Source organism: Kingella sp. SNUBH-2017 (assembly GCF_028680565.1).
GTDB classification, from domain to species: domain Bacteria; phylum Pseudomonadota; class Gammaproteobacteria; order Burkholderiales; family Neisseriaceae; genus Kingella_D; species Kingella_D pumchi.
Genome location: NZ_JAPHVK010000001.1, coordinates 178,221 through 195,390 on the forward strand (window position 1 = coordinate 178,221; position 17,170 = coordinate 195,390).

At 57.5% G+C, this 17,170-nt stretch carries 17 protein-coding genes and 1 other RNA gene; 6 read left to right on the forward strand and 12 right to left on the reverse strand.

Annotated elements, in window-relative coordinates:
• The 4 genes from sdhD to OP500_RS00865 form a co-directional block, all read right to left on the reverse strand.
• Entirely contained in the window at positions 1-348 is a 348-nt protein-coding gene (gene sdhD / locus OP500_RS00850; protein WP_238745518.1) for a succinate dehydrogenase, hydrophobic membrane anchor protein, read from the reverse strand.
• A complete protein-coding gene (gene sdhC, locus OP500_RS00855) occupies positions 342-725 on the reverse strand; it encodes a succinate dehydrogenase, cytochrome b556 subunit (RefSeq protein WP_238745516.1) in 384 nt (127 codons plus the stop codon). Before sdhC ends, sdhD begins: the two co-directional genes overlap by 7 nt.
• A 459-nt stretch (positions 726-1,184) precedes the next feature.
• Positions 1,185-2,267: a beta-N-acetylhexosaminidase gene (gene nagZ, locus OP500_RS00860; RefSeq protein WP_238745515.1), complete on the reverse strand. Its 1,083-nt coding sequence runs from the start codon at positions 2,265-2,267 to the stop codon at positions 1,185-1,187.
• An 89-nt stretch (positions 2,268-2,356) separates the two neighbouring features.
• Positions 2,357-3,136, reverse strand: coding sequence for a TatD family hydrolase (locus OP500_RS00865; RefSeq protein WP_238745512.1), 780 nt, complete (start codon positions 3,134-3,136; stop codon positions 2,357-2,359).
• 244 nt (positions 3,137-3,380) lie between these two features.
• On the opposite strand from OP500_RS00865, the gene ychF reads away from it, so the two are divergent.
• On the forward strand, positions 3,381-4,472 hold the full coding sequence (gene ychF, locus OP500_RS00870; RefSeq protein ID WP_238745509.1) for a redox-regulated ATPase YchF: 1,092 nt from the start codon (positions 3,381-3,383) through the stop codon (positions 4,470-4,472).
• Between the two features lie 147 nt (positions 4,473-4,619).
• On the opposite strand, the gene OP500_RS00875 is transcribed toward ychF, so the two are convergent.
• The 3 genes from OP500_RS00875 to OP500_RS00885 form a co-directional block, all read right to left on the reverse strand.
• Entirely contained in the window at positions 4,620-5,192 is a 573-nt protein-coding gene (locus tag OP500_RS00875; RefSeq protein WP_238745507.1) for a hypothetical protein, read from the reverse strand.
• A gap of 242 nt (positions 5,193-5,434) precedes the next feature.
• The gene (locus OP500_RS00880; RefSeq protein WP_238745504.1) at positions 5,435-5,674 is read right to left on the reverse strand and encodes a hypothetical protein; all 240 of its coding nucleotides are present in this window, start codon (positions 5,672-5,674) and stop codon (positions 5,435-5,437) included.
• 195 nt (positions 5,675-5,869) lie between these two features.
• On the reverse strand, positions 5,870-8,116 hold the full coding sequence (locus tag OP500_RS00885; protein WP_238745501.1) for a nitric-oxide reductase large subunit: 2,247 nt from the start codon (positions 8,114-8,116) through the stop codon (positions 5,870-5,872).
• Positions 8,117-8,549: 433 nt separating this feature from the next.
• Here OP500_RS00885 and nirK point away from each other — a divergent pair, with 433 nt between their 5' ends.
• Positions 8,550-10,139: a copper-containing nitrite reductase gene (gene nirK / locus OP500_RS00890; RefSeq protein ID WP_274069911.1), complete on the forward strand. Its 1,590-nt coding sequence runs from the start codon at positions 8,550-8,552 to the stop codon at positions 10,137-10,139.
• Positions 10,140-10,331: 192 nt separating this feature from the next.
• A complete protein-coding gene (locus OP500_RS00895; protein WP_274069912.1) occupies positions 10,332-11,105 on the forward strand; it encodes a formylglycine-generating enzyme family protein in 774 nt (257 codons plus the stop codon).
• A gap of 148 nt (positions 11,106-11,253) precedes the next feature.
• Here OP500_RS00895 and OP500_RS00900 read toward each other — a convergent pair whose 3' ends face one another.
• The gene (locus OP500_RS00900) at positions 11,254-11,835 is read right to left on the reverse strand and encodes a superoxide dismutase (protein WP_274069913.1); all 582 of its coding nucleotides are present in this window, start codon (positions 11,833-11,835) and stop codon (positions 11,254-11,256) included.
• 303 nt (positions 11,836-12,138) lie between these two features.
• On the opposite strand from OP500_RS00900, the gene OP500_RS00905 reads away from it, so the two are divergent.
• The gene (locus tag OP500_RS00905) at positions 12,139-12,687 is read left to right on the forward strand and encodes a carboxymuconolactone decarboxylase family protein (protein WP_238745489.1); all 549 of its coding nucleotides are present in this window, start codon (positions 12,139-12,141) and stop codon (positions 12,685-12,687) included.
• 117 nt (positions 12,688-12,804) lie between these two features.
• Positions 12,805-13,914: an acyl-CoA dehydrogenase family protein gene (locus OP500_RS00910; RefSeq protein ID WP_274069914.1), complete on the forward strand. Its 1,110-nt coding sequence runs from the start codon at positions 12,805-12,807 to the stop codon at positions 13,912-13,914.
• Between the two features lie 204 nt (positions 13,915-14,118).
• On the opposite strand, the gene OP500_RS00915 is transcribed toward OP500_RS00910, so the two are convergent.
• The 4 genes from OP500_RS00915 to OP500_RS00930 all read right to left on the reverse strand — a co-directional run bounded on the left by OP500_RS00915 (position 14,119) and on the right by OP500_RS00930 (position 16,618).
• Positions 14,119-14,607, reverse strand: a complete 489-nt coding sequence (locus OP500_RS00915) for a TfoX/Sxy family protein (protein ID WP_274069915.1) — start codon at positions 14,605-14,607, stop codon at positions 14,119-14,121.
• Between the two features lie 41 nt (positions 14,608-14,648).
• Positions 14,649-15,023: a PilZ domain-containing protein gene (locus tag OP500_RS00920; RefSeq protein WP_274069916.1), complete on the reverse strand. Its 375-nt coding sequence runs from the start codon at positions 15,021-15,023 to the stop codon at positions 14,649-14,651.
• 77 nt (positions 15,024-15,100) lie between these two features.
• Complete coding sequence (gene holB, locus OP500_RS00925) at positions 15,101-16,093, reverse strand: DNA polymerase III subunit delta' (RefSeq protein ID WP_274069917.1); 993 nt, start codon at positions 16,091-16,093, stop codon at positions 15,101-15,103.
• Positions 16,094-16,114: 21 nt separating this feature from the next.
• A complete protein-coding gene (locus OP500_RS00930; protein WP_274070052.1) occupies positions 16,115-16,618 on the reverse strand; it encodes a DUF1841 family protein in 504 nt (167 codons plus the stop codon).
• Positions 16,619-16,721: 103 nt separating this feature from the next.
• Here OP500_RS00930 and ssrA point away from each other — a divergent pair.
• Positions 16,722-17,084: a transfer-messenger RNA gene (gene ssrA / locus OP500_RS00935) on the forward strand.
• The last annotated feature ends 86 nt before the right edge of the window (positions 17,085-17,170 follow it).

The following is a 17,170-nucleotide window of genomic DNA, read 5'->3' on the forward strand; positions in this document are numbered from 1 at the left end:
TCAGCCCCAGATTACATGAACGGAATACACGGTGCAGGCGATGAGCCAGATGATGGTCAGGCAGTGCAGCGCCAAGCGGATGCCGAAAGGCTTCACATAGTCCATCCACAAATCGCGGATACCCACCCAGGCGTGTAAAAACAGGGCGATAAAGCTGACTTGGGTAAACAGTTTTACCCAGGTTTTGCCGAAAAACGCCTGCCATTGCGAATAGTCTTGCGCACCGGCGAGACTGAACAGGAAAAACAGGAAAAACAGCGAATAAACCAGCATGACTACTGCGGTAATGCGCTGCATCGCCCAATCGCGCAGACCGTAATGGGCGCCGACCAGTTTGCGGTTTACCATAATGCCACCCCCAAAATCAGAGCCGAAACGAAACCGCATACCAATACGGCTTTAGCGCTTTTGCGCGCAGGCTGCAGCTGCACACCTTTGTCGGCATCGATCAGCAAAAAGCGGATGCCGGCGCACAGGTGGTGCATGAAGCCCCACAGCAGGCCCCACAGCATCAGTTTGATCAGGGGATTGCCGCCCCAAGCTTTATAGGTGGCAAAGGTATCGCCGCTGCTTAAAGAGCCGTGCAAAAGCGCCAGCAGGGCGGGCAGGGCGAAAAAGAGAAGCACGCCGCTGATGCGGTGCATGATCGAGACGATTCCCGGAATCGGCAGGTGCCGCGAGAGCACCCGCAAATCCAGAAATACAGGTCGGTTTTTGGTCTGCATTTCGATTCCTTTTGATCAAAGTCTTACTGATATTATTCTTTGAACTTATTGAACTTAAAACAAAGCGCTAAGGAAGATCCCAGCGCTTGGCATTAACCTACATTATGCATAATTTACATTGTTTATCGCTTATTGAATAGTCTTGATTGGGAAAAAAATTTTTGCTTGTGCCGTCGCTGCTTGGGGCTGTTGTGAAATGTAAAGACGGCGGCAAAAGGCGGCAAGCTGAAGTTTGGAGATTAAATAAATAATTTAAAAGAATAATTTATCTGATAATGATTGCCAAACTTGAACTTAATCGCATTAACTAGGCAAAAAGGATAGTTTTTGGCTAAACAGGATTTTATTTTTTGCAAATGTAAAAATTGCCGGCGGCGCTTTCGGGCAGCAAAATTGCCGCAAAAGTTTTCAGGCTGCCGGCCTGTTCTTTTGCGGCAAATCAAATTTTTGTCGGTTTGCTCAGAAGGCTTCGCCCACTTTCACGCCGCCGGCGGTGTCTTGCGGTGAAGATAAGGCGGCACAGACGGATTGGGCAGCCTGAAAGTCCGGGTCGGCAGCCAGTTTTTCCGCTTCGGCGCGGCTCAGGGTGCAGGCCATGTTTTGCCAGCGCGCGGCCAGTTTTGCGTTTTCAGGCTGCTTGAAATCTTGGCGCAGCTCGTCCACCAGATCAGGGCGGTTGCACACCAGCACGATGTCGCAGCCGGCGGCGAACGACAGCTGCGCGCGCTCTTTGATGCCGCCGGCGCCGCAGGCGCCTTCCATAGTAAGATCGTCGGAGAAAATCACGCCGGCAAAGCCCAAATCGCGGCGCAAAACCTGCTGCAGCCAGTAGGCGGAAAAGCCGGCGGGCCAGTTGTCGATTTGCGGATAGACCACATGGGCGGGCATTACCGCCGCCATGCCCTGAGCGGCCAGTTGGCGGAAGGGCAGGATGTCGGCGGCCAGTTCGGCGGACGTGCGCGGGTCTTCGGGCAGCACATGGTGGCTGTCGCCGCTGACAAAACCGTGGCCGGGGAAATGTTTGCCGCAGGACTTCATGCCGCCGCGGTTTAAGCCTTTTTGCAGCGCCAGCGCCAGCGCGGCAACGGTTTCAGGCTGCCGGTGGAAGCTGCGGTTGCCGATCACCGCGCATTGCTGCCAGTCCAAATCGAGCACCGGCGTGAACGACAAATCGACGCCGCAGGCGGCCAGCTCGCCGGCCAGCACCCAGCCGACCTGCTCGGCGGCTTTTTCGGCGGCTTCGCATCCCTGTTCGTCCCACATTTTGCCCAGCGCGGCCATGGCCGGCAGGCGGGTGAAGCCGTCAATAAAGCGCTGGACGCGGCCGCCTTCGTGATCGACGGCGATAATCAGCTCGGGCGTGCGCAGCGATTTGATGTCGGCGGTGAGCGCTTTGAGCTGCTCGACGTTTTGGAAGTTGCGGCGAAACAGAATCACGCCGCCGATGGCGGGATCGAGCAGGCGCTCGCGCTCTTGGCCGCTCAGGGTGTAGGCGGCAACGTCGGCCATTACCGGGCCGCGCGGAAGATGGGGTGCAGTCATGGGAGATGGATTTGGGCTAAGGTTGGGGGAAACGGTTTTCAGGCTGCTTTAAAGCGGGTTTCAGGCAGCCTGAAAAACGGTTTGCCTGTTCAGGCTGCCTGCAACGGCGGGACTTTGGCAAACAGGCGGTGGAAGTTTTCGGTGCTGGCGCGGGCGATGTTTTCCAGCGTGTCGCCGCGCAGGGTGGCGAGAAACTCGGCGGTGTGGCGCACATAGGCCGGCTCGTTGGGCTTGCCGCGGTAGGGCACCGGCGCCAGAAAGGGCGAATCGGTTTCTACCAGCAGCCGATCAAGCGGGCAGTAGCGCACGGCTTCCTGCACGTCGGCGGCGTTTTTAAAGGTAACGATGCCGGAGAAAGACAGGTAATAGCCCATATCCAGCGCGATTTTCGCCACGCGCAAATCTTCGGCGAAGCAGTGCATCACCGCTTGCGGTGCGGCGTGTTCGCGCAGCATCGCCATGGTGTCGTCGGCGGCTTTGCGGGTGTGGATAATCAGCGGCAGACCGCTTTGCTTGGCCGCTTCGATGTGGACGGCGAAGCGGCGGTGCTGCCAGGCCAGATCGCCGCTGCACCAATGGTAGTCCAGCCCGGTTTCGCCGATGCCGACAACTTTGGGATGGGCGGTGCGCTCGATCAGTTCGTCGAAACTGAATTCGGCGGCGGTTTCGCTGTCGGGATGGATGCCGACGGTGGCGTAAACGTGGTCGTACTGCTCGGCAATGGCCAGCACCTGCTCGAAGCTGTCGCGGCTGACGCTGATGGCCAGCGCCCGCACCACATTATTGGCGCGCATATTGGCGAACACTTCGGGCAGGCGCTCGCGCAGGCCGTCGAAATTCAGGTGGCAGTGGGAGTCGATAATCTGCATAAGCGGTTCGGGCGCGCGCCTTTCAGGCAGCCTGAAAAGCGGCGCGGAATAAAAAACGGCGCATTGTGCTTGATTCGCCGGCATCCTGCAAACCCCAATCCGCGCGCGGCAGGCAGCCTGAAAGCGCCGATCCGCTTTGCCCGCGCCGCTTTTCAGGCTGCCTGCCGTATGTGGCGGCGCGGCGTTTCAGGCTGCCTTTTATGCTAGAATCCGCCCCTTTGATTTTCTTCACGGAAGCCTTGAAATGAGTTTGAAATGCGGCATCGTCGGCCTGCCCAACGTCGGCAAATCCACCCTGTTTAACGCCCTGACCCAATCGGGCATCGAAGCGGCAAACTACCCCTTCTGCACCATCGAGCCCAATGTCGGCATCGTCGAAGTGCCCGACCCGCGCATGGCACAGCTGGCGAAAATCGTTAATCCGCAAAAAATGCAGCCGGCGATTGTGGAGTTTGTCGATATCGCCGGCCTGGTGGCGGGCGCGAGTAAAGGCGAAGGCCTGGGCAACCAGTTTCTCGCCAATATCCGCGAAACCGACGCCATTGTGAACGTGGTGCGCTGTTTTGACGACGACAATATCGTCCACGTTTCCGGCAAGATCGATCCGATTGCCGACATCGAAACCATCGGCACCGAGCTGGCGCTGGCGGATTTGGCGAGCGTGGAAAAAGCCATCCAGCGCGAAGGCAAACGCGCCAAATCCGGCGACAAAGACGCGCAAAAACTGGTCGCCCTGCTCGAGAGCCTGCTGCCGCATCTGAACGAGGGCAAACCGGTACGCTCTTTCGGCCTGGATGCCGAACAAACCGCGCTGTTGCGCCCGCTGTTTTTGCTCACCGTCAAACCCGCGATGTATGTGGCCAATGTGGCCGAAGACGGCTTTGACAACAATCCGCATCTCGACCGCCTGAAAGAGCTGGCCGCCAAAGAAAACGCGCCGGTGGTTGCCGTGTGCGCGGCGATGGAAAGCGAAATTGCCGAGCTGGAAGACGACGAAAAAGCCGAGTTTCTGGCCGAAATGGGCTTGGAAGAGCCGGGCTTGAACCGCCTGATCCGCGCGGGCTACGATTTGCTCGGCCTGCAAACCTACTTCACCGCCGGCGTGAAAGAAGTGCGTGCGTGGACGATTCACAAAGGCGACACCGCGCCGCAGGCCGCCGGCGTGATCCACACCGACTTCGAGCGCGGCTTTATCCGCGCCCAAGTCATCGCTTACGAAGACTTTGTGGCGCTGGGCGGCGAGGCCAAAGCCAAAGAAGCGGGCAAAATGCGCGTGGAGGGCAAGGAATATGTGGTGCAGGATGGCGATGTGATGCACTTTTTGTTTAACGTATAGCGCGACACCGCCGCTGTATCCTTTTCAGGCTGCTTGCAAAGGCAGCCTGAAAACTTTGGTGCGCTATGAAAAGCCCGCGACGGAATCGCATCCGGCGCGGGCTTTTGCTGTTGCTTGGGCGGGTTCAGGCTGCCTGAAAAACTACGCTTAGCGCTGCAGGGCTTTTTCCACCGCTTGGTGGTTGGCGCTGCGGATTTGCTTGAGCAGGCTGCTGCGAATGTTTTTAAGCGCCTGCACGGCTTTTTGCTGGTCTTTGTAGTCGGCGGTGCGCACACGCTGGGCAAGCTGCAGCGAGTAGAGTCCTTTTTTGTCGGCGCTCTGCCAGTATTTGAAGGCGTTGATTTCCATGGTGCCGTCGTTGGCAGCGCCGGTTTTCCAAGTGATAAAGTCGATCACGGCAATGTTTTGCTGGGGATCGTGGGTGATTTCGAATTTGGCCTGCGGGTTGTTTTGGCGCAGGGTAACTGCCAGCGCTTTGGCCATGGCGGCGGGGTCGTTGTTCAGCTGCGGCATTTCTTGGTAGCGGATACCGATGAGCCTGCTCCAGTTTTCGAAAGATTCGCCGTTGGCAACGTATTCTTTGAGCCGGTTGCCGTGTTCCATCACGCCGACAAATTCTTTGCCGAAGGTTTTGCCGTCGAATTTCACCGGCGCCGGTGCGGCATAGGCGGCCTGGCCGGCCAGCAGGGCGCTGAGTAATAGGGCAGAGAGACGTTTCATAAAAAGCTCCTGTATGGGGTTGCGGGATACCGCCGCCTGCTTTTATCCGGGGCGGCGGCGGCGCGTATCTTAGCGGGATTTTCCGGTGCCCGCAAACGGGTTTGGCCTGCCGCGTTTGGCGGCTGCCGGCAGCCTGAAAAGGGATTAGGGTAATAAAAAAGATGGACGGATTGAGATGTTTCTATTTAGACAAGGAAGGCACTGCGCCCCTGCGGGGCGCGGTGCTGCGATGGTGTTGGCAATCATGCGCGAGCCTCGACCATGCGGCTAAAATTTTCCGCTTCAATGAAGCGGATAAGCTCTTGTTCGCTACGAATGGTTACCAAATCGACCTGCGAAAGCTGGGCAAACTGTTTGAGTAGGGCGAAAAATTCAGGGATTTGTTCTTTCGTTTTTACGGTGGAGAGATGTTCACGGTTGAGTACGTCAACTCCCTCGTTAAGCTCAAGCGTGATGTAGATTTTTTGACGTTCGTTTTGCATGAAAATGCCCCTGTGGTTTTACAAAAACACACAAGGGCGAATCTCGCTTACGATACGATTCAGGCTGGTTTGTCAAGCAACCGCCTAAGATACTGTCCGATTTGACTTTTATTGCTTGCCCTCATGTGCGGGGCAAAATATAAGCAGCCTGAAAACTTTTCAGGCTGCTTTTAGTGTGTCTTCAGCGCTCAGACATTAGGCTTGGCTTTTGTCGCGGCTGAGAGACATTTTGATCACTTGGTAAGCGAAGAGCGAAGCGCCGCCGATGAAGATCAAGTCGGCAAAGGTACGAATCCAGCGGAACAGCTCCAAGAAGCCTTGTTGCATGAATTCTTCACTGCGGGCATACCACAGGCCGTGGGTGATGGAAGCTGCGGCTTGGAAGATACCTACCGGCAGCAGGCTGCTGACAATCATCAGGGACAGGCCGCCGTTGAGCATCCAGAAACCGGTGGTCATCAGTTTTTCATTGTAGGTGAAGTGCGGCTTGATGTAGCAGCCGACCATCAGCACGAAACCCAGAGCCAGGAAGCCGTACACACCGAAGAGGGCGGCGTGTGCGTGCACCGCGGTGGTGTTCAGACCTTGCAGGAAGTACAGGGTGATCGGCGGGTTGATCAGGAAGCCGAACACGCCGGCGCCGAGCATATTCCAGAAAGCTACGGCAACGAAGCACATCAGCGGCCAGCGCAGACGTTTCATCCACGGAGCGGCATGCTGGTGAGACCAGTGTTCGTAGGCTTCATGGCCCAGCAGGATCAGGGGAACTACTTCCAGTGCGGAGAAAGAAGCACCGGCTGCGGTTACCGGAGTGGTGGTACCGGTGAAGTATAGGTGGTGGAAAGTACCGGGTACACCGCCGACCAAGAACAGGCTGCCGGCAACCAGTGAAGCGGTAGTGGCGGAGCGGTAGCTGACCAGACCGAGGTTGTAGAACACGAATGCCAGGGCGGCGGTGGCGAATACTTCGAAGAAGCCTTCTACCCACAGGTGAACCACCCACCAGCGCCAGTATTCCATTACGGCCAGAGTGGTGTGCTCGCCGTAGAGCAGGCCGGGGCCGTAGAACATGCCCACGCCGACGATGGAGGCAACGAAGATGGTCAGCAGGTTTTTGTCGCCGTTGGCTTTGAAGGCGTTAACGGTACAACGCAGCATCAGGAACAGCCAGAACAGCAGGCCGACGTACAGCAGAAGCTGCCAGAAGCGGCCGAGGTCGAGGTACTCGTAACCTTGGTGGCCGAACCAGAAGTTCAGGTGCGGAGGCATGATGTGGGTAATGGCGAAGAAGTTGCCTGAGTAGGAACCGGCCACCACGATAAACAGGGCGATAAACAGCAGGTTTACACCCAAGCGTTGGCCTTTGGGGTCTTTGCCGCCGTTGACGATCGGGGCGATAAACAGACCCGCAGTCAAGAAGCCGGTGGCAATCCAGAATAGGGCGGACTGCAAGTGCCAGGTACGCGCCAGAGAGTAGGGCAGCAGATCAGACAGCGGAATGCCGTAGAAAGAGTGGCCTTCAATGGTGTAGTGGGCAACCAGACCGCCGAGAAGGATCTGTACGATAAACAGAACTACGGTCAGCGCAGCGTATTTCCACAGGGCTTTTTGCGACGGAGTCAGCGCGATTTTTGCCAAAGGGTCGGCAGCCGGAGCTTCCGGCTCTTTATCGTGCTTGCGCAGGAAGTGGTAACCCCATACCAGGAAACCGATACCCATCAGCAGGAACACGAAAGAAGCGAACGACCACATGTAGTTTTCAGTGGTGGGAACGTTGTTCAGCAGCGGTTCGTGCGGCCAGTTGTTGGTGTAGGTAAAGGTGTGGCCCGGGCGGTTGGTGGAGCTGGACCAAGCTGTCCAGAAGAAGAAGTTGGTCAGCTTGTTGCGGGCTTGTGCGTCGGGCAGCGTGTTGTTTTTCATAGCGAAGGATTCGCGGGTTTTTTCAAACGCCGGATCGTCGCCGTACACGCTCAGGTAGTAGGGGGTGATGGCCTTGATGGCTTTCAGACGGGTTTCAGACAGTACCACGGTACCGTCTTCGCGCGGCTGGCTCTGGTTGCGGTATTCTTCGCGCAGAGCGGCCAGCAGGGAGGCTTGTTCGGGTTTGCCCAAGTCGGCGTATTTTTTCTGGAATTTTTCTTCGGCAGAAATATTCAGCCAGGCTTCGGCTTCACGGTGCAGCCAGTCGGCCGTCCAGTCCGGCGCCTGGAATGCGCCGTGACCCATTACCGAACCGACTTCCATACCGCCGGTGCTCTGCCAGGCAGACTGGCCGGCAAGGATGTCTTCCTTGGTGATAACGGTTTCGCCCGATGCGGTAACGTACTTATCGGGGAAGGGGGGTGCCTGACGATACACTTCTGTGCCGAGATAGCCGAGTATCGAGAAGGTCACAATCAGTACGGCAATCAGCGCGTACCAGAGTTTCTTGTATTGACCCATTATGTGCTCCTAGTTTGACAAACAAATAAGAAATTTTATCATTCATAAATAATGAATGTTAAGGATTGTACACGAATTCAAAAGCGGAGTGAACCGGATTTATCATTTGCGAAAATATCTTTAAATACAACTCTACTTTATTACTCCTTTTGGCGGAGTGTGTGGTATCGCCGCATTGGCGGACAATAGCGTCATGTTTAAAGCGTATTTAAGCAAAATCATAAACTTCAGTACACGGCTTCACGATACTACCCTTTTGCTGATAAAAATTTGATTTGCGTCAATGTGCTTTAAATTGCCTTAACACATAATTTTCACAAACCGACACAAGCCGTTTTAATGATAAGATTGCGGCTCGAAGTTTTGTAGTATGTCAATAAAGGAACCTGGTGTAGTTTATTTTTCATCATCTTCTTTATAGAGAGGAACCACTATGAAGCAACAAACCCTTTTGGCAACTCTGATTGCCTCCTTGTTTGCATTGGGCGCGTGTAGCCCGCAGCCCTCTGCGGATGCCAAACCCGCAGCTTCCGGGCAGGCGGTCGCTTCGCCGGCGGAAACCGCTTCTGCCAATACTGCTGCTTCTGAAGCCGCTTCACAAGTAGCTGCAGCAGACGAGCCCGAAATTCCGGAAGATCAGCTGGAAGTGATCGATGCGGTGATGACCCATGCGCCCGAAGCGCCGCCTCCCATCGAGCGTAACCATGCCGCCAAAGTAATGGTGAAAATGGAAGTTCAGGAAAAAGTCATGAAAATGGCTGACGGTGTCGAGTACAAATACTGGACCTTCAACGGCAGCGTTCCCGGCCCGATGATCCGTGTACGCCACGGCGATACCGTAGAAGTGCAGTTTGCCAACCGCTCCGACTCTACTGTTCCGCACAATATAGACTTCCACGCGGCAACCGGTACCGGCGGTGGTGCCGAAGCCACCTTTACCGCGCCCGGCCACGTTACTTCTTTCCGCTTCAAAGCACTGCAACCCGGCCTGTATATCTACCACTGCGCCACCGCGCCTGTGGGCATGCACATTGCCAACGGTATGTACGGTTTGATTTTGGTTGAGCCCAAAGGCGGCCTGCCCAAAGTGGACAAAGAGTTCTACGTTGTCCAAGGCGACTTCTACACCAAAGGCAAATACGGCGAAGCCGGTCTGCAAGACTTCGACATGGAAAAAGCCATCAAAGAGCAGCCTGAATACGTTGTCTTCAACGGCCACGTAGGCTCGATTGCCGGCGACAACGCCCTGAAAGCCACTGCCGGCGACAAAGTGCGTATCTTCTTCGGTAACGGCGGCCCGAACCTGGTTTCTTCTTTCCACGTTATCGGCGAAATCTTCGACACCGTACACGTTGAGGGCGGCGACTTGATCAATAGAAACGTTCAAACCACTCTGGTTCCGGCCGGTGGTGCGGCAATCGTTGATTTCAAAGTCGATGTTCCCGGCAGCTACACTCTGGTTGACCACTCCCTCTTCCGTGCTTTCAACAAAGGCTCTCTGGGTCAGTTGAAAGTTGACGGCGAGAAAAACCCGTCTATCTACACCGGCCAACTGACTGAAGGCGTGTACCAAGAAGCCGGTAAGTCCGCTTCTGATGCCGCTACAGGCAGCCAGGCTGCTCCTGCTTCCAAAGCCGCAGGCAGCGAACCGGCTAAGAAAGAAGCCGCTTCCGAAAAAGCCGATGCCGGCAAAGCCGACAAATCCGCCCAAATCAAACTGGGCGAAGCGGTGTACAAAGCCAACTGCATCGCCTGCCACGGTCCGGAAGGCAAAGGTGTAGAAGGTGCGTTTCCTCCGCTGGCCGGTTCCGACTACCTGAATTCCGACCACAAACGCGGTATTCAAGCCGTAGTCAAAGGCCTTAGCGGCAAAATCACCGTAAACGGCAAAGAGTACAACAGCGTAATGCCCGCTGTGGCGCTGAAAGACGACGAAGTAGCCAACGTGCTCACTTTCGTACTCAACAGCTTCGGTAACAAAGGCGGCCAGGTAAGCGCTGCCGACGTTGCCAAAGCGCGCTAAGCGTCAGCCGTTAAAAAAAGGGGGAAGGCAGCCTGAAAGCAAGCAACGGCTTTCAGGCTGCTTTTTTCAACGCCATCCGATAAACTGCCTGCTGCTGCTGTTTGCGCCCTATGCCGGCGGCAGCTTTTACCAAACAGCGCCAAATGCCGCACCTGTGCCGCAAGGTTTTCAGGCAGCCTGAAAGGAAAAACCATGAAATACCCAACCCTTATCCCGCTTGTTGCCGCGCTGGCCGTGTCCGCCGCAGCCGGCGCCGCCGATACCGCCAATATGGCCAAAATCCCCGGCGACAGCTACCGGCCGCTGTATTTGAAAAAAGACACGCCGCTGATTCCGGTCAAAGCCTTTTTGCTCGACAAAACCGCCGTTACTAACCGCCAGTTTGCCGAGTTCGTCAAACGCCATCCCGAGTGGCAGCGCGGCAAAGTGCGCAAACGCCACGCCGAAACCGACAAATATCTGCGCCATTGGGTGAAAAACGGCAGCGGCTACGCGCCCAAAAGCAGCGATTTGAACAAACCCGTTACCCACGTTTCCTGGTTTGCCGCCAATGCTTACTGCACCGAACAGGGCAAACGGCTGCCGACCATCGACGAGTGGGAATATGCCGGCATGGCTTCGGCGCTGAAGAAAAACGGCACCGAAGATGCCGAATACAAACGCACGATTCTCGAATGGTATGCCGACGGCGGCAAACGGCCGTTGGGCGAAGTCGGCAAAGGCCGGCCGAACTACTGGGGCGTGCACGATATGCACGGCATGATTTGGGAATGGACGGAAGACTTCAACAGCAGCCTGCTTAACGGCGGCAGCGGCGATACCAAAGACATGTTCTGCGGCGGCGGGAGCGCCAACAGCACCGACCCCACCAATTATGCCGCTTTCCTGCGCTTCGGCATCCGCTTGAGCCTGAAGCCGAACTACGTTTTGCGCAATCTCGGTTTCCGCTGCGCGGCATCGCAGTAAAGCTGCCACAGCGTACGGTTGATGGTTTTCAGGCTGCCTTGTCCGCAAAGGCAGCCTGAAAACCATTCGGCGTCTGCCCAAACAAAAAAGCTGCCTGAACCGGCAAACGGTTTCAGGCAGCTTTGTATTTGGGTATGGCGCTTTTGCCTTAGGCGGCGAAGCGGCGGGCGACTTCGTCCCAATTAACGATTTCCCAGAAGCCTTTGAGATAGTTGGGGCGGCTGTTGCGGTAGTCGATGTAGTAGGCGTGTTCCCACACGTCGCAGGTTAAAAGCGGGATGTTGTCGCCGGTCAGCGGGGTAGCGGCGTTGGAAGTGGAAACCAAGTCCAGATCGCCGGCCGGCGTTTTCACCAGCCATGCCCAGCCCGAGCCGAAAGTGCCGGCGGCGCAGGCGTCGAAGGCTTCCTGGAAGGCTTCGAAGCTACCCCATTTGGCGTCGATGGCGGCGGCCAGCTCGCCGCTGGGGCGGCCTTGGCCGGCGGGCGTGAAACCCAGCCAGTAGAAAGTGTGGTTCCAGGTTTGCGCGGCGTTATTGAAAATGCCGCCGGACGATTTTTTAACGATCTCTTCCAAAGGCAGGCCTTCAAACTCGGTACCTTTAATCTGGCTGTTCAGATTGGTGATATAGGTTTGGTGGTGCTTGCCGTAGTGAAACTCCAAAGTTTCGCGGGTCAGATGCGGCGCAAGCGCGTCGAGGCCGTAGGGCAGCTGCGGCAGTTTGTGTTCCATATTGTGCTCCTAATGATGGATGTTTTATTTGCTTTTGGTAGTGTGCAGACTAGGCTGCGGGCGCCATTTTACCCGTTTTTCGCTGCGGCAGATAGGAAGCGGCGGCCGCTCGGCGCTGCTTTCAGGCAGCCTGAAAGCGCTTGGCCGCTGATTTTTTGCCGTTTTGGCGCAAATATAATCCGCCGTTCTATTATTCAGAAGCACAAAATCTTTCCCCCGCTGCAGCCGCATTTATAGAATTCCGCGCTCCCGATGCCGCCGCGTGCGGCATCCGATTCCAACACACCCCGAAAGGAACACATCATGGCACGCCTGACCGTCCATACCGTCGAAACCGCTCCCGAAGGCGCCAAAGCGCGCGTAGAAGCCGCGCTGAATGCCAACGGTTTTATCCCCAACCTGATCGGCGTGCTGGCCAATGCGCCCGAAGCGCTGGCGTTTTACCAGGAAGTCGGCAAGCTCAACGGCGCCAACAGCCTGACCGCGGGCGAAGTGGAAGTGGTGCAGATTATCGCCGCCCGCACCAACGAATGCGGCTTCTGCGTGGCCGGACACACCAAGCTGGCAACCTTAAAAAAACTGCTGTCCGAGCAAGCGATTAAAGCATCCCGCGCCGTCGATTCCGCCGCTTTCGACGATGCCAAACTGGCCGCGCTCTCCGATTTCACCCAGGCGGTGATGGCGAAAAAAGGTGCGGTTTCCGATGCCGAGCTGCAAGCCTTTCTGAATGCCGGTTACAACCAGCAGCAGGCGGTGGAAGTGGTGATGGGCGTGGCGCTGGCCACCCTGTGCAACTACACCAACAATCTGGCACAGACCGAAATCAATCCCGAATTGCAGGCCTACGCCTAACCGGTTTTCAGGCTGCCTTTCATGGAGAAAGGCAGCCTGAAAAACATTCCAATCCCCTTTCAGGCTGCCTTTTAATCCCAATAGGCAGCCTGAAAGCCGCACCGAAAAGGAAAACCCATGTCCCAATCCGCAGAAACCCTGTTGCACAATATTGCCGAATTGGTGAAAACCGATCTGAAACCGCTGGTGGAAGACATCGACCGCAAAGGGCTGTATCCCGAAGACTTCCTGCGCAAAGTCGGCGCGGCGGGCGGGTTTGCCGCCGTCGGCAGTTCCGAAGAAGGCGGCAGCGGACTGGGTCTGGCCGCGCAAATCGGCGTGCTGCGCGAAATCGGCAAAGAATGCGGCGCCACCGCCTTTTCCGCCTGGTGCCAGGCCGCCTGCGGCTGGTATCTGCACCAAAGCGCCAATGCGGCGGTGAAACAGCGCTATCTGGCCGACGTGCTGTCCGGCCGCGTGCTGGCGGGAACGGGAATGTCCAACACCGTCAAACACCTGGCCGGCATCGAAGAGCATTTTTTAAAGGCCGAAAAAACCGACGGCGGCTATCTGGTCAGCGGCGTGCTGCCGTGGGTGTCCAATCTCGGCGACAGCCACATTTGGGCGAACACCGCGCAAATCGGCGACGGCTACGTGATGTTTATCACCGGCGCCGGCCGCGAAGGGGTAACGCTCAATCCCTGCCCCGAATTCTGCGCGCTCGAAGGCACCCGTACGCTGGCGCTGCGTTTCGATAAAGTCTTCGTGCCGCATGAAGACGTGCTGGCCGAGCCCGCCGCTTTTGCCGACTACATCCGCAGCATCAAAGCCGGTTTCATCCTGCTGCAAATCGGCATCGGCGCCGGCATCATCGACGGCTGCCTGAAAGAAATCGAGCTGGCCAACGTCGGCAGCGGCGAAGTCAATTTCTATCTCGACAACGGCATCGACGAATTGCAAGAGCGCTACGACGCCCTGCTGGCCAAAACCATTCGCCTGGCCGATGAAGCCTGGGCAGGCAGTGCCGGCCTGCTCGAAACCCTGCAAACCCGCGCTGCCGCCGCCGAGCTGTGCCTGGACGCCGCCCAATCCGCCGCGCTGCACAGCGGCGCCAAAGGCTATCTGATGAAAAGCCCGGTACAGCGCCGCGTGCGCGAAGCGATGTTCGTCGCCATCGTTACCCCCGCGCTCAAACACCTGCGCAAAGAGATTTCGGATTTGGAGTTTGGCGGGGAGTATTCGATTTAGTCCGCCCCCAACTGGCAAACGAAAAAGCAGCCTGAAAACCGTGCGGTGCGGTTTTCAGGCTGCTTTTTGGGGTTTGGGACGGGACGGCTTTGGGTATGGCGCCATCGGCACAAAACCTATTCCGTCTATGGTACGGGCGGGACGGGTAAATGCTTTCAGGCTGCCTGTCGGACGGTGCAAGGCAGCCTGAAAGGTGTTTGACCGTTAGCCGGCGGGGTTTTCCGGTTGGGCGGATTCGGTTTTTTCGGATTCGACTTGCGCTGCCGGATTTTCCTGTGTGTCGGTTTGGGCGGTGGCAGTTTGGCTACCACCGTTTTCCGGCTGGCTGCCCGCGCTGTCGTCGTTTGCCGGCGTCTGCGTATCGGTTTCCTGCTCGGCGGCCGCGGTGTGCAGGCTTTGCCCGACCCAGTGCTGCAGGGCGGTTTCATCGGCCAGCGCGGCGGCGGCGACATTGACATAACCTTCGTACACCGTGCCGTTGCTCACCACCGGCCGGCAGGCGGGCTGGGATAAGGCTTCGCGGTAGCGGTCGGCATCCAGCCGGCACATCATGCCGGCACCGCCCACCGCCAGCAGCATTTTGCCGCGCATACGGAAGAGCAGGGCGCCGAACATATCCTGCTCTTCCACGCCGGTTTCGGCGGAGAGAAGATGGCGGACGCGGTCGGCAAGTTGGGAATCGTAGGCGGGCATAAGCGTCTTTCAGGCTGCCTGCGGGGCGGGCAGCCTATCGGTCAGAGGGTGTAGGTGGGGCGCTCGTTGTGCAGCAGACCGGTAAGGATGTTTTCAAACAGGATTTTGGCTTTGATGCTCTGTTCGTCGTCGGTAAACGCCAGGCCGATGCCGCGCGGGCGGCCGCCGGGGCTGGGGTGGGCGTTGATCCAGCAGACTTTGGTTTTGACGAATAATTTGTCGGTTTTGTTGCCGACCAGCTCCAAAACCAGCAGCACTTCTTCGTGCATCTCGAAAGTGTCGGTGGTGGGCAGGAAAACGCCGCCGTATTCGAGAAACGACATATAGCTGGCGTAGATAATCGGTTTGCTCTCCAGGCGCAGGTTGAGCATGCGGCCGGGGGCGGATTGGGCAGCGTTGGGGGCAACGGAACTCATGTTTGTCCTTAATCGGTTGGTAAAAGGCGGCGCGGCGGCCGCGGCAGGTAGGTTTCAGGCAGCCTGAAAAGCGAAATTCAGCGTTTTTTGCGCTGGAACAGCATCAAATATTCGCTGAGCAGGGCTTCGGTTTGCAGCCGCACGTTCAGGCTGTGGCGGCCGTAGGGCAGCAGGCGGTTGAGACGGTCGGCAAAGCCGAACAGCGCATCCGGCGCGGTTTTGCCGGCGGCCGCTGAGAGCGCGCCGGCGCAGGCGGGGTAGTATAGCGGCGGCAGACCGTGCTGGGCGAGCGCCATATCGGCCAGCCATTTGTGCAGCCATTCCAGCAGCAGGGCGAGCGGCTGTTTGTGGCGGTCGAATTCGGCGGCGTAATCGAGCGCGGCCAGCAGGCGCGGGGCGGCGAGAAAATCGAGCAGCTGCCGGCGCAGCGGCGCCCAGTCTTCCGGTTCGTCAAACAGCGGGGCGCCGCCGTGAAAGGCCAGTTCGGCTGCGGCCGCTTCTTCGCTGCCGCCGCGCCGTTCGCGCAGAAAAGCCAGCGCCTGTTCGTGTGCGGGCAATGGCAGCGGCAGCTGGCGGCAGCGGCTGCGGATGGTGGGCAGCAGGCGGTCGCGCTGATGGCTGACCAATAAGAAAACCACCGCTTCGGGCGGCTCTTCGAGCATTTTCAACAGCGCGTTGGCAGCCTGAAGATTCATGCTTTCGGCGGGGGCGATCATCACCACCCGCCGGTTGCCGCGCAGCGAGCTGTGGGTGAGCGGCTCCAAAATGGCGCGCACGGCGTCGATTTTAATCTGCTGCAGACGGCGGGCGCCGCTTTCGCCTTCGGTTTGGTCGGGCTCGAGCAGGTAGAAGTCGGGATGGCTGTCTTGCTCGAACAAATGGCAGGACGGGCAATGCCCGCAGGCGCTGTGGTCGGCCTGCGGCTTTTCACACAGCAAGGCTTGTGCCAGGCTGCGGGCAAATTCGGTCTTTCCGGTGTTTTCACGGCCGGCGAGCAGCCAGGCGTTGGGCTGCTGCTGCCAGTGTTCGGCAAGCTGCCGCCATGCGTTGCGGTGCCAGGGATAAATCATGTTTCAGGCTGCCTGAAAGGTTTAGTCGCGTGCGCTGATTTGGTCGGACGGCGCAACTTCGTGCGGATTGATGCGCCTCTCGTCTTCCTGTCCCAAACCGATCAGGCGGCGCAGGCGGGTCATATAGGCGTTGACGTCCAGCCCCTTGCCATAGCGCTGCGCTTCCCACAGGGTTTCGGCCAGCGCGTCCATCATCGCGTGTTCGGCGGCTACCCAGTCGCCGCCGTTTTTGCAGCACAGCTCTTCATGGATGGCGCGGATGCCGGGCGGCTGGTCGATGGCGGCCTGCTCCTGCAGCGACAGATGCAGCGACAGATGCAAAAAGGGATTGGTTTCGCCGTCTTCCGGCAGCCAGTTTTTGTCGAGATAGTCTTCGATATTGTCGAGATAGCGGCCGTATTCGGGATGGGCTTCCAGAATACGCAGCGCTTTGTGCTGCAGGCCGTCCAGCGCAAGCGGGTTCAGGCGCTGCTGCCAGACATGGGCGAAAAAGCGGCGCACGTCGTGGGTATTGACGTCGTACATGGTGGCAAAATCCGGTGGTTTGGGTGGCGCGATTATACGCGAAATCAAGATGCCGCCGCTTTTCAGGCTGCTTTGATGTGCGTATAATCCGTCTTTCCTATCTGGGGGCGATCTTGGTTTCGACGGGGGTTGCGAAGCAGATGCGGGCATACCGGGGTCTCAGAAGCCCGTTAAACACTGAACTCAAATAGTCGCAAACGACGAAACTTACGCACTGGCCGCCTAAGGCCTGCCGTTGCAGCAGCTGGTCAATGGGCTGTGTAGCGCAAGCTACCGCAACGTCATTTCACATTGACTGGTTTTCCGTCGGGTTACTTGGCGGAAAGCGAGATTTAAGGTAACTGGTTTCTTGAAAGCCTGTTGGTCGGCGCGATAGAAATAAGATTTCCAAATAGACACAACTAAGTATGTAGAACGCTTTGTAGAGGACTTTCGGACGCGGGTTCGATTCCCGCCGCCTCCACCAGAACCAGGCAAACCGGCCATTGCGGCCGGTTTTTTCCGTCTGCCGTTTCAGGCTGCCCGAAAATGCTGTCAGGCAGCCTGAAAACG

Excerpts from the sequence above, each read along its gene's own strand:
- OP500_RS00930 (WP_274070052.1), bottom strand. The coding sequence starts at position 16,618 with ATGTACGACGTCAATACCCACGACGTGCGCCGCTTTTTCGCCCATGTC.
- ychF (WP_238745509.1), top strand. The coding sequence starts at position 3,381 with ATGAGTTTGAAATGCGGCATCGTCGGCCTGCCCAACGTCGGCAAATCC.
- OP500_RS00880 (WP_238745504.1), bottom strand. The coding sequence starts at position 5,674 with ATGCAAAACGAACGTCAAAAAATCTACATCACGCTTGAGCTTAACGAG.
- OP500_RS00875 (WP_238745507.1), bottom strand. The coding sequence starts at position 5,192 with ATGAAACGTCTCTCTGCCCTATTACTCAGCGCCCTGCTGGCCGGCCAG.
- sdhC (WP_238745516.1), bottom strand. The coding sequence starts at position 725 with ATGCAGACCAAAAACCGACCTGTATTTCTGGATTTGCGGGTGCTCTCG.
- nagZ (WP_238745515.1), bottom strand. The coding sequence starts at position 2,267 with ATGACTGCACCCCATCTTCCGCGCGGCCCGGTAATGGCCGACGTTGCC.
- holB (WP_274069917.1), bottom strand. The coding sequence starts at position 16,093 with ATGATTTATCCCTGGCACCGCAACGCATGGCGGCAGCTTGCCGAACAC.
- OP500_RS00865 (WP_238745512.1), bottom strand. The coding sequence starts at position 3,136 with ATGCAGATTATCGACTCCCACTGCCACCTGAATTTCGACGGCCTGCGC.
- OP500_RS00885 (WP_238745501.1), bottom strand. The coding sequence starts at position 8,116 with ATGGGTCAATACAAGAAACTCTGGTACGCGCTGATTGCCGTACTGATT.
- OP500_RS00910 (WP_274069914.1), top strand. The coding sequence starts at position 12,805 with ATGTCCCAATCCGCAGAAACCCTGTTGCACAATATTGCCGAATTGGTG.
- OP500_RS00900 (WP_274069913.1), bottom strand. The coding sequence starts at position 11,835 with ATGGAACACAAACTGCCGCAGCTGCCCTACGGCCTCGACGCGCTTGCG.
- OP500_RS00920 (WP_274069916.1), bottom strand. The coding sequence starts at position 15,023 with ATGAGTTCCGTTGCCCCCAACGCTGCCCAATCCGCCCCCGGCCGCATG.
- OP500_RS00915 (WP_274069915.1), bottom strand. The coding sequence starts at position 14,607 with ATGCCCGCCTACGATTCCCAACTTGCCGACCGCGTCCGCCATCTTCTC.
- nirK (WP_274069911.1), top strand. The coding sequence starts at position 8,550 with ATGAAGCAACAAACCCTTTTGGCAACTCTGATTGCCTCCTTGTTTGCA.
- OP500_RS00895 (WP_274069912.1), top strand. The coding sequence starts at position 10,332 with ATGAAATACCCAACCCTTATCCCGCTTGTTGCCGCGCTGGCCGTGTCC.
- OP500_RS00905 (WP_238745489.1), top strand. The coding sequence starts at position 12,139 with ATGGCACGCCTGACCGTCCATACCGTCGAAACCGCTCCCGAAGGCGCC.
- sdhD (WP_238745518.1), bottom strand. The coding sequence starts at position 348 with ATGGTAAACCGCAAACTGGTCGGCGCCCATTACGGTCTGCGCGATTGG.